This is a genomic window from Pseudomonas sp. 10(2024), from assembly GCF_045164175.1.
GTDB classification, from domain to species: Bacteria; Pseudomonadota; Gammaproteobacteria; order Pseudomonadales; family Pseudomonadaceae; genus Aquipseudomonas; species Aquipseudomonas alloputida.
In genome coordinates this window covers 4164966-4177069 of sequence record NZ_CP174006.1, presented here as the reverse complement: position 1 = coordinate 4177069, position 12104 = coordinate 4164966, and the positions used below count along the sequence as shown (strand labels likewise).

Genomic DNA, 12104 nt, shown 5'->3' with positions numbered 1-12104 from the left:
CCCCGCCATTCCGTACACCCCACAGGTTTCATGCTCTTGGACATCATCGACACCGCTACCGCCGAATCCGCGGCCGAAGGCTACTCCCGCATCGCCCTGGGCGTGGAATACAAAGGCGCGCGCTACCGCGGCTGGCAACGTCAGGCCAGCGGCGTGCCGAGTGTCCAGCAAGCCCTGGAGCAAGCGCTGTCCAAGGTCGCCAACGAGCCGATTTCGGTGGTCTGCGCCGGGCGTACCGACGCCGGCGTTCACGGCTGCGGGCAGGTCGTTCACTTCGATACCCGTGCCGTGCGTGACGAGCGCGCCTGGACCATGGGTACCAACTTCAACCTGCCGCACGACATCAGTGTGGTCTGGTCGCGGCCCATGCCGGCCGATTTTCATGCCCGCTTCAAGGCCTGCGCCCGGCGCTACCGCTACGTCATCTACAACGACCCGATTCGCCCGGCGCACCTGGCCGAAGAAGTGACCTGGAACCACCGTCCGCTGGACGTCGATCGCATGGCCGAGGCGGCGCGGTACCTGCTCGGTACCCACGACTTCAGCGCCTTCCGTGCCAGCCAGTGTCAGGCCAAGTCACCGATCAAGCACATCTACCACCTGCGTGTTACCCGCCATGGCCAGATGATCGTGCTGGACGTGCGTGCCACCGCCTTCCTGCACCACATGGTGCGTAACATTGCCGGTGTGCTGATGGCCATCGGTGCAGGCGAGCGTCCGGTTGCCTGGGCACGCGAGGTGCTGGAAGGGCGCAACCGCCGTGAAGGTGGGGTAACGGCCCACCCATACGGGCTTTACCTGGTGCAGGTGGAGTACCCCGAAGCGTTTGCGTTGCCCAAGCGTTACATCGGCCCACACTTTTTGAGTGGTTACGAGGCGTTGGCAGACTGACGAGCGAAAAGCCATTTGCTAACATCCGCTCTTTCGCCGCAGCAATCAGGGTTCTTGTTCCATGAGCAATGTTCGCAGCAAGATCTGCGGGATTACCCGCATCGAAGACGCACTGGCCGCTGCCGAAGCGGGGGCCGATGCCATCGGCTTCGTCTTCTATGCCAAGAGCCCGCGGGCGGTGGACGTGCGCCAGGCGCGGGCGATCATTGCCGAGTTGCCACCCTTCGTGACCACGGTTGGGTTGTTCGTCAATGCCTCGCGCTGCGAGCTGAACGAGATCCTCGAAGTGGTCCCGCTGGACCTGCTACAGTTTCACGGCGATGAAACCCCGCAGGACTGTGAAGGCTACCACCGCCCCTGGATCAAGGCCCTGCGTGTGCGCCCTGGCGATGACCTGGAGGCGGCCTGTCGGCTTTACGCGGGTGCCCGCGGCATTTTGCTCGACACCTATGTACCGGGCGTGCCAGGGGGAACCGGCGAGGCGTTCGACTGGTCATTGGTACCGGCGCGTCTTGGCAAGCCGATCATCCTCGCGGGCGGGCTGTCGGCCGATAACGTTGGCCAGGCCATTGCCCAGGTAAAGCCTTATGCGGTGGATGTCAGCGGTGGCGTCGAACAGGCCAAGGGCATCAAGGATGCGGCGAAGATCGAGGCCTTCATGCGTGCGGTGAAACAGGCTTGATGGCAGATGTGACGGCTGGCTGCGCGCCATCGTCCATAGCTTTCGCAGCCCTGCGGGCCGCATGCCAGCACCTGTGGCGGCAAAAAACACATTAGCGGTGGAGTGGCGCGCTGGAAGCCCCGGCGGCCGGTCCACCATCGTTTCATAAAAGATTTTGAGCTCAAGGGCAGGGCAGGGCCGGTGACGCCGTCCCCCGCCTGCCAATACTGGAGAAAGAAAGCATGAGCAACTGGTTAGTCGACAAACTGATCCCTTCGATCATGCGTTCCGAGGTGAAAAAGAGCTCGGTGCCTGAGGGCCTGTGGCACAAGTGCCCGTCCTGCGAGGCCGTGCTGTATCGTCCGGAGCTGGAAAAGACCCTGGATGTCTGCCCCAAGTGCAACCACCACATGCGCATCGGCGCACGTGCGCGCATCGACATCTTCCTTGACGCCGAAGGCCGGGCCGAACTGGGCGCTGACCTGGAGCCGGTCGACCGCCTGAAGTTCCGTGATGGCAAGAAGTACAAGGACCGCCTGACCGCTGCGCAGAAGCAGACCGGCGAAAAGGACGCGCTGATCTCCATGAGCGGCACCCTGATGGGCATGCCGATCGTGGTTAGTGCCTTCGAGTTCTCGTTCATGGGCGGCTCCATGGGTGCCATCGTCGGCGAGCGCTTCGTGCGCGCGGCCAACTATGCCCTGGAAAACCGCTGCCCAATGGTTTGCTTCTCCGCTTCGGGCGGTGCGCGCATGCAGGAAGCGCTGATCTCGCTTATGCAGATGGCCAAGACCTCTGCCGTGCTGGCGCGCCTGCGCGAAGAAGGCATCCCGTTCATCTCGGTCCTGACCGACCCGGTGTATGGCGGTGTTTCCGCCAGCCTGGCGATGCTCGGCGACGTCATCGTCGGTGAGCCGAAGGCCCTGATCGGTTTCGCCGGCCCACGCGTGATCGAGCAGACCGTACGCGAGAAGCTGCCTGAAGGCTTCCAGCGCAGCGAGTTCCTGCTGGAGCACGGTGCCATCGACCTGATCATCTCCCGGGGCGAATTGCGCCCGCGTCTGGCCCGCCTGCTGGCGCAGATGACCGGTCAGCAAACGCCGGAAGAAGCGCGTGAGGCGGCTGCCGTCGCGTGATGAAACAACGATCCCTGGGCGAATGGCTCGCCTACCTCGAGCAGTTGCACCCCTCGGCCATCGACATGGGCCTGGAGCGGTCGCAGAAGGTGCTTGCCCGCTTGGCGCTGGGCAAGCTGGCGCCGCGCGTGGTGACGGTAACCGGCACCAACGGCAAGGGTTCGACCTGCGCCTTCGTGGCGTCGTTGCTGCGTGCCCAGGGGCTCAAGGTCGGCGTGTACAGTTCGCCGCACCTGCTACGTTACAACGAGCGGGTGGTGATCGATGGTCAAGAGGCCAGCGATGAGCGCCTGTGCGAAGCCTTCGCCGCCGTCGAGGCGGTGCGGGGCGATATTTCCCTGACCTACTTCGAGATGGGGACGTTGGCCGCGTTCTGGTTGTTCTACCAGTCGCAGCTGGATGCGGTGGTGCTGGAGGTGGGCCTGGGTGGCCGCCTGGATACCGTCAACGTAGTGGATGCCGACTTCGCCCTGGTGACCAGCATCGGTGTCGACCATGTTGATTACCTGGGTGATACCCGCGAGCTGGTGGCCTTCGAGAAGGCGGGCATCTTCCGCCCGGGCAAGCCGGCCCTGTGCGGTGATCTGGATCCGCCCGGGCCGTTGCTGGACAAGGCCGCCGAACTGGCCGCGCCACTGTTCCTGCGCGGTCGGGAATTCGACCTGGCCAGCGCCGATGGCTGCTGGAGCTGGCGTGGTACTGCCGCCGATGGCGCGCAGGTCGAGCTGCGTGACCTGCCTTTGCTTGACCTGCCCATGGAAAACGCCACGCTGGCCTTGCAGGCTTACCTGCTGATGGGGCTGCCGTGGGACGCGGAGCAAGTTCGCCAGGCGCTGCTGGATACCCGTATCACTGGGCGTCTCGACCTCCGTAACTTGAACTGGCAGGGCAAACCGGTAGCGTTGCTGCTGGATGTCGGGCACAACCCGCATGCGGCGCAGTACCTGGCCAGGCGCCTGGCGGCCCGGCCGCTGAAGGGGCGCCGCCTCGCGGTATTTGGTCTGCTCGCCGACAAGGATCTGGAGGGCGTTATCGCGCCGCTGCAGGGCCTCATCGACGACTGGGCGGTGGCGCCGCTGGATACCCCGCGCAGTCGCCCGGCCGCAGAACTGGCCTCGTCCTTGGCGAACCTCGGTGCCACGGTGAAGTCTTATGCCAGCGTCGACGCCGCCCTTGAAGGGCAATGTGCGCAGGCGACGGCGGATGATCAGATCCTGCTGTTCGGTTCGTTTTTCTGTGTCGCCCAGGCGCTGGAATGGCTGGAGCGGCACGCCCAGGAGGGTGGAATAGATGGCTGTGCTGGATAAAGGGATGAAACAGCGCATGGTGGGTGCGCTGGTGCTGGTGGCGCTGGCGGTTATCTTCCTGCCGATGCTGTTTACCCGCCAGGACGAGATGCGCCAGGTGCACGTCGAAGCCCCGCAGGCACCGGCCATGCCCAGCCTGCCGGAAGTGAAGGTGGAGCCGGTTGCCGTGCCGGAGCCACAGGTTATTGCGCAGGAGGCGCAGCAGGCGCCGGTGGTGATCGACGAGGCCACTGCGCCGGCGAGTACACCCAGCCAGCCAATCACCCCGTCGCCACAGACCCAGGCGCAGGTTCAGCCACCCAAGCCGCAGGCGCCCGCGCCCAAGGTGGAGGCCAAAGCCGCTGCAACACCCGCGCCTGCCGCGCCATCGAAGATCGACGCCAATGGCCTGCCCGTCAGTTGGTCGATCCAGCTGGCCAGTCTGTCCAACCGCGCTGGAGCCGAAAAGCTGCAGCAAACCCTGCGTAGCCAGGGTTACAACGCCTATATCCGTACGGCGGGTGGCATGAACCGCGTGTACGTGGGGCCGTTGATCGAGCGCGCCGAGGCCGAGCGCGTGCGTGACGCCATCAACCGTCAGAACAGCCTCAAGGGCTTTGTGGTGCGCTTCCAGCCTGAGCGCAGCTGATTCCCCGGGGCGGCTAGGCCGCCCATTCGCGGGTGAGCCCGCGCCTGCAGGTACTTTGCCGCTGCAAGGCTTACCCGGAACCTGTCGGGGCGGGTTTGCCTGCCAAGGCCCAACACCAATCCAGCTGACATTCCGCTTACTCCCGGCCCTCTGCTCTGGTAAAATGCGCCGCCTCAAACGTCTGCAGGCAACACCGTGGCATTTACCTTGGTTGATTGGGCGATCATCGCGATCATCGCCGTCTCCACACTGATCAGTCTCAAGCGCGGCTTCGTCAAGGAGGCCTTGTCCTTGCTCATCTGGATCATTGCCGGTGCGGTTGCCTGGATGTTCGGCGGTTCGCTCTCGGTGTATCTTGAGAGCTATATCCAGACGCCATCGATGCGCATCATCGCTGGCTGCGCCATTCTTTTCGTCGCCACCTTGCTGGTGGGGGCCATGGTCAACTTCCTTGTCGGTGAGCTGATCCGCGTGACCGGGCTGTCCGGCACCGATCGTTTCCTGGGCATGGCCTTTGGCGCTGCGCGCGGGGCCTTGCTGGTAGTGGTGGCCATAGGCCTGATCAGCCTGGGGCCGGTTCAACAAGACACCTGGTGGCAGGAATCACGCCTGATACCACAATTTCTCTTGGTCGCCGACTGGTCGAAAAACCTGATTCTGGGGTTCACCGACCAATGGACGCCCAGTGGGCTGATCAGCACTCCGGCTGATCTTCCGTTCAAGGAACAGTTGCTCGGGCCGTCCAAGCCCTGAGCGCTATTCACTCAAGTTTCATCAAAGTAGGGGTTGCGTCGCATGTGTGGCATCGTCGGTATCGTCGGTAAGTCGAACGTCAATCAGGCGCTGTATGACGCGCTTACGGTCCTCCAGCACCGCGGCCAGGACGCTGCCGGTATCGTGACCAGCCATGACGGCCGGTTGTTCCTGCGCAAGGATAATGGCCTGGTGCGCGACGTGTTCCAGCAGCGCCACATGCAGCGCCTGGTAGGCAACATCGGCATCGGCCACGTGCGCTACCCGACTGCGGGCAGCTCGACCTCGGCCGAGGCCCAGCCGTTTTACGTCAACTCGCCTTACGGCATCACCCTGGCTCACAACGGCAACCTGACCAACGTCGAGCAGTTGGCCAAGGAGATCTACGAGTCCGACCTGCGCCACGTCAACACCAACTCCGACTCGGAAGTGCTGCTGAACGTGTTCGCCCATGAGCTGGCGGTGCGCGGCAAGCTGCAGCCGACCGAAGAAGACGTGTTCGCTGCGGTCTCCCATGTGCACAGCCGCTGCGTTGGCGGTTACGCTGTGGTGGCGATGATCACCGGCTACGGCATCGTCGGTTTCCGCGACCCCCATGGCATTCGCCCGGTGGTGTTCGGTCAGCGTCACACCGACGAAGGTGTGGAATACATGATCGCCTCGGAAAGCGTCGCCCTGGACGTGCTCGGCTTCACCCTGATCCGCGACCTGGCGCCGGGCGAAGCGGTGTACATCACCGAAGAAGGCCAGTTGTTCACCAAGCAGTGCGCCGAATCGCCAAAGTTGCAGCCGTGCATCTTCGAGCACGTCTACCTGGCGCGCCCGGACTCGATCATCGATGGGGTCTCGGTGTACAAGGCGCGTCTGCGCATGGGTGAAAAGCTGGCCGACAAGATCATGCGCGAGCGCCCCGATCATGATATCGACGTGGTCATCCCGATCCCGGATACCAGTCGTACTGCCGCGCTGGAACTGGCCAACCGGTTGGGCGTCAAGTTCCGCGAAGGTTTCGTCAAGAACCGTTACATCGGCCGTACCTTCATCATGCCCGGCCAGGCCGCGCGCAAGAAGTCGGTGCGTCAGAAGCTCAACGCCATCGAGCTGGAGTTCCGCGGCAAGAATGTGATGCTGGTGGACGATTCGATCGTGCGCGGTACCACCTGCAAGCAGATCATCCAGATGGCCCGCGAAGCCGGCGCCAAGAATGTCTACTTCTGCTCCGCGGCCCCTGCAGTACGCTACCCCAACGTCTACGGCATCGACATGCCGAGTGTTCACGAACTGATCGCCCACAACCGCACCACCGAACAGGTGGGTGAGTTGATTGGCGCCGATTGGCTGGTCTATCAGGACCTGCCAGACCTGATCGACTCGGTCGGCGGCGGCAAGATCAAGATCGAGCAGTTCGATTGCGCGGTGTTCAACGGCGAGTACGTCACTGGCGATATCGACGAAGCCTACCTCGACCGCATCGAGCAGGCCCGTAACGACTTGGCCAAGGTCAAGAACCAGGCCGTCAGCGCGATCATCGACCTTTACAACAACTGATTTTGGGAGCGACGGCATGACGGATCAATGGGATGCCGGGCGACTGGACAGTGACCTCGAGGGTGTCGGTTTCGACACCCTGGCGGTACGCGCTGGCCAAAACCGTACCTCGGAAGGCGAGCACAGCGAAGCGCTGTTCCTGACCTCCAGCTATGTGTTCCGCACGGCAGCCGATGCTGCTGCGCGCTTTGCCGGCGAAACGCCGGGCAACGTCTACTCGCGCTACACCAACCCGTCGGTGCGTGCCTTCGAGGAGCGCCTGGCGGCCATGGAAGGTGCCGAACAGGCCGTGGGTACGTCCACCGGCATGGCGGCGATCCTGGCCGTGGTCATGTCGCTGTGCAGCGCCGGTGACCATGTGCTGGTGTCGCAGAGCGTATTCGGCTCTACCATCAGCCTGTTCGAGAAGTACTTCAAGCGCTTTGGTGTAGAAGTGGACTACGTGCCACTGGTCGACCTCACCGGTTGGGAAAAGGCCATCAAGGCCAACACCAAGCTGCTGATCGTCGAATCGCCCTCCAACCCGCTGGCCGAGTTGGTCGATATCACCGCGCTCAGCGAAATCGCCCATGCTCAGGGTGCCATGCTGGTGGTGGACAACTGTTTCAGTACCCCGGCGTTGCAGCAGCCGCTGAAGCTGGGTGCCGACATTGTGTTCCACTCGGCCACCAAGTTCATCGATGGCCAAGGCCGCTGCATGGGCGGTGTGGTTGCCGGCCGTACTGAGCAAATGAAAGAAGTAGTGGGTTTCCTGCGAACCGCAGGTCCAACCCTCAGTCCGTTCAACGCCTGGATCTTCACCAAGGGCCTGGAAACGCTGCGCCTGCGTATGCGTGCCCACTGCGAAAGCGCTCAGGCCCTGGCCGAATGGCTGGAGCAGCAGGATGGCGTGGAGAAGGTGCATTACGCCGGCCTGCCCAGCCACCCCCAGCACGAACTGGCCAAGCGCCAGATGAGCGGTTTTGGTGCAGTGGTTAGCTTCGAGGTCAAGGGTGGCAAAGAGGGCGCGTGGCGTTTCATCGACGCTACCCGTGTGATTTCCATCACTACCAACCTGGGTGACAGCAAAACCACCATCGCGCATCCGGCGACCACCTCACACGGTCGTCTGTCGCCGCAGGAGCGTGAAGCGGCAGGCATCCGCGACAGCCTGATCCGCGTTGCCGTGGGCCTGGAAGACGTGGCCGACCTGCAGGCTGACCTGGCGCGCGGGCTGGCGGCATTGTGATCGAAATCAGCGGCAGCACCCCGGGCCACAATGGCCGGGTAGCCTTGGTCACGGGCGCCGCCCGCGGCATCGGTCTGGGCATTGCCGCATGGCTGATCTGCGAAGGCTGGCAAGTGGTGCTGAGTGATCTGGACCGCCAGCGTGGTACCAAAGTGGCCAAGGCGTTGGGCGACAACGCCTGGTTCATCACCATGGACGTTGCCGACGAGGCCCAGGTCAGTGCCGGAGTGTCCGAAGTGCTCGGGCAGTTCGGCCGGCTGGACGCGCTGGTGTGCAATGCGGCCATTGCCAACCCGCACAACCAGACGCTGGAAAGCCTGAGCCTGGCACAATGGAACCGGGTGCTAGGGGTCAACCTCAGCGGCCCCATGCTGCTGGCCAAGCATTGTGCGCCGTACCTGCGTGCGCACAATGGCGCGATCGTCAACCTGACCTCTACCCGTGCTCGGCAGTCCGAACCCGACACCGAGGCTTACGCGGCAAGCAAGGGCGGCCTGGTGGCTTTGACCCATGCCCTGGCCATGAGCCTGGGCCCGGAGATTCGCGTCAATGCGGTGAGCCCGGGCTGGATCGATGCCCGTGATCCGTCGCAGCGCCGTGCTGAGCCGTTGAGCGAAGCTGACCATGCCCAGCACCCAACGGGCAGGGTAGGGACCGTGGAAGATGTCGCGGCCATGGTTGCCTGGTTGCTGTCACGCCAGGCGGCATTTGTCACCGGCCAGGAGTTTGTGGTCGATGGCGGCATGACCCGCAAGATGATCTATACCTGAGCACCTTGTTTAAACTGCGCCGGCCTCTTCGCGGGTAAACCCGCTCCTACAACGGTTAATGTCCGACTGTAGGAGCGGGTTTACCCGCGAAGAGGCCGGCACAGGCAATAACCTCACGTTGCCTTTTTGAAAAAAATTCAATGGGGCTATTGACTTAGCTTCGCCACCTGCGTAAATTTCGCGGCCTCAGCGAAGCAAACGCAACAAGCAACATCGCGAGGGTGATTAGCTCAGCCGGGAGAGCATCTGCCTTACAAGCAGAGGGTCGGCGGTTCGATCCCGTCATCACCCACCACTTCCTGAGATGTTCCTGGAGCTTCGGGTTCGCAAGAAGCCGATAGTCAGAGAGGAACGCACTGCGCAGCGGTAGTTCAGTCGGTTAGAATACCGGCCTGTCACGCCGGGGGTCGCGGGTTCGAGTCCCGTCCGCTGCGCCATTTTTCAGTAACAGATGGGTGCCTGGCACCGGTCTGAAGCCACAAGGCACACGCCTTCGGCTGATCCCAGTTTCAATCGGGCGCAAGCCTGAACGATACGCAGCGGTAGTTCAGTCGGTTAGAATACCGGCCTGTCACGCCGGGGGTCGCGGGTTCGAGTCCCGTCCGCTGCGCCATCTTCGTTTCAAGGTCCCTAGAACACCTTGAAGCAAACACAAGAGAAGCGATCGCGTTATCGCTTTTTTTGTGCCTGCCCTGAGGCCATCGCGCCGGAAGGGTAGACCCAGGTTTCAATCGGGCGCAAGCCTGAATGATACGCAGCGGTAGTTCAGTCGGTTAGAATACCGGCCTGTCACGCCGGGGGTCGCGGGTTCGAGTCCCGTCCGCTGCGCCATCTTCGCTTCAAGGCCCCATGAACGCCTTGACGCAACGTTAAAGCGACCTTCGGGTCGCTTTTTTCGTTGGTGCGCCTGGCAAGTGCCTGCCTTTACCCAGATTTACACCAACCTGACAGATTCTTCACCGACCAGCGGTTCCTGTGCCTGCCTGCTGTGTTGCACAATAGGCACTTTCCCGACATACCCGGAATCCGCAATGACCAGATCTTCCGTCTTTGGTGCGCTCGGGCTGGCCCTGGTGCTGGCGGGCGTGACCGGTTGTTCCTCGAAAAAAGCGGCCGTCTACGAGCACGAGAACTTCGATGACTCGGGTACCTTCTCGCGCAGTTTTCCGGTGAGCGATGCTGGCTCTTGCGAGGCCGCCCGGCGTGCTTTGCTCAGCCAGGGGTACATCATCACCAGCAGCGGCGCCAACCAGGTGGTGGGTAACAAGAGCTTTCAGCAAAACAGCGAGAACCACCTGCAGATCAGCTTCAATGTCACCTGTGCGCCGGACGTGAGCGACGATCAGCGCTCGACCATGTTCGCCAACGCCCTCCAGGACCGCTATGCGCTGAAAAAGTCCAACACCTCCGCCAGCCTGGGCGTGGGGGTGCTGGGTTCGGTGTCGATGCCGATCGGCTCCAGTGACGACTCGATGGTCAAGGTGGCCAGTGAGACGGTGACCGCGGCGCAGTTCTATGACCGTTATTTCGCCTTGGTGGAGAGCTACCTGCCCAAGCCGAAGAAGGTCGAAAAGGCCAAGGTCGAGGCGCCCAAGGTGGAAAAGCCGGCGGTGGACCTGGGGCTTCCGGAGCAGGCGGCGGCGAACCCGGTGGCGCCGGCCCCGGCAGTTGCACCTTTGGTTGAAGCGACGCCTGCACCTGCGGGAGTAGCCCCGGCCAGCGAGGCGGCAGCGGCGCCGGTGGTGGATGACAGCCAGGGTTCGCAGCCGGTGGCCCCACCGGTGGAGGCTGCACCCATTCAGGTACAGCAGGATGCCCAGCCGGCCGAGGCCGCCGCCCCCTCCCTTTGATGGGTCGCCTGAACCGGCCCTTTCGCCGGCAGCCCGCGAAAGGGCCGGTTCAGGCTGTAAACATCCTCTGTTACAGACGCCCCGCGATAACTTTCTGAACACCTGCTACGTTTACCACTCATAAGCTTGTCATCATCCCTTCATCCCACCTGCTTAGGCTGAAGGCGATACTTATAAAGGCAAAATGAGCAAAGAGGACGCAGGGCAATGGATGAATACCAGGAAGAACTACTCGAAACCCAGGCTTACGAACTGGACACCCCGGAACCGGCCGACGACGCCACCGAACTCTAGCCCGGCTGCCGCTGGCTGCGGCGGAACTCCCCCGGCGTGAGGCCCGTCCAGCGCTTGAATGCGCGCTGGAAGGCCTCGGCCGAAGCAAACCCCAACAGATAGGCAATCTCGCCAAAGGCCAGCGCCGTGTCACGGATGTAGGTCTCGGCCAGGTCGCGCCGGGTTTCGTTGAGCAGGTCGCGAAAGCGCGTGCCTTCCTCCGCGAGCTTGCGGCGCAAGGTCCAGCTTGGTAGCTGCAAGTGCAGCGCCACTTCTTCCAGGTCCGGTTCACGGCCGCCATTGAGCAGCGGGCCCAGCAGGTGGGTGATGCGCTCACCCAGGCTGCGCACCCGCGTGCGCTGCAGCAGCTCTGCTTCGCACAACTGCAACAGGTGCTGCCAGGTACTCGGGCAATGCCCGGGGTTGGCCAGTTGCAAGGTAGCGCGGCTCAGACGCAGCTGATTGCCGTCGGCGGCGAAATGCACAGGCGTGCTGCAAAGCGGTTGATAGCGCGCGGCATAGGAGGGCGCGGCAAACTCGATCTCCAGGCGTTCGGCCTGCACCGGGGTGCCGGCAAGGTCGGCCAACTGGGCCAGCCAGCCGGCCAGCAGTGAGTCGACCACAAAGCGGTTGTAGTCGTTGTAGGGGCTGATGGAATAGAAGCGCAGCCAGGCGCCCTGGGCATCTTCCTCAAAGCTGGAGTGGCCGCGGTAGTTGGCCGCGTAAAGCGGCTCGAAACGCAGCAGGGTACGCGCGGCTTCACCCAGGGTGGGGGCCTGGGCCGCAGTGACCCCGGCCAGGCCCGTATGCGCCAGCCGGCTGAGGCGCCCCATATGCAGACCTAAAGCGGCCTCACCACTCATTTCGATGGCTGCGTGGCCCAGGTGCATGTAGCGGGGTATGGACAGGCGTGCGCCGGCTTCGCCCAGGCGGGTCGCGTCCAAGCCGTAGCGGCGCAGCAATGGTTCAGGGTCGTGGCCCAGCTCGCGCAGGGCTTCGCTCAAAGGCTGGACAAAACCAACCGACAGTTCGCCCAGGCGCACGCGGGGGCGGGCCATG

11 protein-coding genes and 4 tRNA genes are annotated in these 12104 nt (G+C 63.2%); 14 read left to right on the top strand and 1 reads right to left on the bottom strand.

Annotation, left to right across the window (positions count from 1 at the left end; all coding sequences use genetic code 11):
* Positions 1 to 30 precede the first annotated feature (30 nt).
* The 14 genes from truA (at position 31) to ACI7M0_RS18845 (ending at position 10772) form a co-directional block, all read left to right on the top strand.
* Positions 31 to 891, top strand: a complete 861-nt coding sequence (truA, locus tag ACI7M0_RS18910; RefSeq protein WP_129933912.1) for a tRNA pseudouridine(38-40) synthase TruA — start codon at positions 31 to 33, stop codon at positions 889 to 891.
* Between the two features lie 61 nt (positions 892 to 952).
* Positions 953 to 1573 carry a phosphoribosylanthranilate isomerase gene (locus tag ACI7M0_RS18905; RefSeq protein ID WP_010953008.1) on the top strand — a complete coding sequence of 207 codons (621 nt, stop codon included), beginning with the start codon at positions 953 to 955 and terminating at the stop codon, positions 1571 to 1573.
* Between the two features lie 221 nt (positions 1574 to 1794).
* Positions 1795 to 2688: an acetyl-CoA carboxylase, carboxyltransferase subunit beta gene (accD, locus tag ACI7M0_RS18900; protein WP_004574892.1), complete on the top strand. Its 894-nt coding sequence runs from the start codon at positions 1795 to 1797 to the stop codon at positions 2686 to 2688.
* On the top strand, positions 2688 to 3995 hold the full coding sequence (folC, locus tag ACI7M0_RS18895; RefSeq protein ID WP_129933911.1) for a bifunctional tetrahydrofolate synthase/dihydrofolate synthase: 1308 nt from the start codon (positions 2688 to 2690) through the stop codon (positions 3993 to 3995). The genes accD and folC overlap by 1 nt, the downstream gene beginning before the upstream one ends.
* Positions 3979 to 4623 (top strand): SPOR domain-containing protein, encoded by a 645-nt coding sequence (locus ACI7M0_RS18890; RefSeq protein WP_010953010.1) that lies wholly within the window; start codon positions 3979 to 3981, stop codon positions 4621 to 4623. The genes folC and ACI7M0_RS18890 overlap by 17 nt, the downstream gene beginning before the upstream one ends.
* Before the next feature lie 195 nt (positions 4624 to 4818).
* The gene (locus ACI7M0_RS18885) at positions 4819 to 5376 is read left to right on the top strand and encodes a CvpA family protein (RefSeq protein WP_010953011.1); all 558 of its coding nucleotides are present in this window, start codon (positions 4819 to 4821) and stop codon (positions 5374 to 5376) included.
* A gap of 42 nt (positions 5377 to 5418) precedes the next feature.
* Positions 5419 to 6924 (top strand): amidophosphoribosyltransferase, encoded by a 1506-nt coding sequence (purF, locus tag ACI7M0_RS18880; RefSeq protein WP_003247207.1) that lies wholly within the window; start codon positions 5419 to 5421, stop codon positions 6922 to 6924.
* Positions 6925 to 6940: 16 nt separating this feature from the next.
* Positions 6941 to 8152 (top strand): O-succinylhomoserine sulfhydrylase, encoded by a 1212-nt coding sequence (locus ACI7M0_RS18875; protein WP_129933910.1) that lies wholly within the window; start codon positions 6941 to 6943, stop codon positions 8150 to 8152.
* Entirely contained in the window at positions 8149 to 8922 is a 774-nt protein-coding gene (locus ACI7M0_RS18870; RefSeq protein WP_010953013.1) for an SDR family oxidoreductase, read from the top strand. The genes ACI7M0_RS18875 and ACI7M0_RS18870 overlap by 4 nt, the downstream gene beginning before the upstream one ends.
* A gap of 219 nt (positions 8923 to 9141) precedes the next feature.
* A tRNA-Val gene (locus tag ACI7M0_RS18865) sits at positions 9142 to 9217 on the top strand.
* Positions 9218 to 9282: 65 nt separating this feature from the next.
* A tRNA-Asp gene (locus ACI7M0_RS18860) sits at positions 9283 to 9359 on the top strand.
* Positions 9360 to 9458: 99 nt separating this feature from the next.
* Positions 9459 to 9535, top strand: a tRNA-Asp gene (locus tag ACI7M0_RS18855).
* 141 nt (positions 9536 to 9676) lie between these two features.
* A tRNA-Asp gene (locus tag ACI7M0_RS18850) sits at positions 9677 to 9753 on the top strand.
* 200 nt (positions 9754 to 9953) lie between these two features.
* Positions 9954 to 10772, top strand: a complete 819-nt coding sequence (locus ACI7M0_RS18845; protein WP_104962270.1) for a DUF2242 domain-containing protein — start codon at positions 9954 to 9956, stop codon at positions 10770 to 10772.
* A 290-nt stretch (positions 10773 to 11062) separates the two neighbouring features.
* On the opposite strand, the gene ACI7M0_RS18840 is transcribed toward ACI7M0_RS18845, so the two are convergent.
* Positions 11063 to 12103, bottom strand: coding sequence for an AraC family transcriptional regulator (locus ACI7M0_RS18840; protein ID WP_129933392.1), 1041 nt, complete (start codon positions 12101 to 12103; stop codon positions 11063 to 11065).
* Position 12104: the final 1 nt, after the last annotated feature.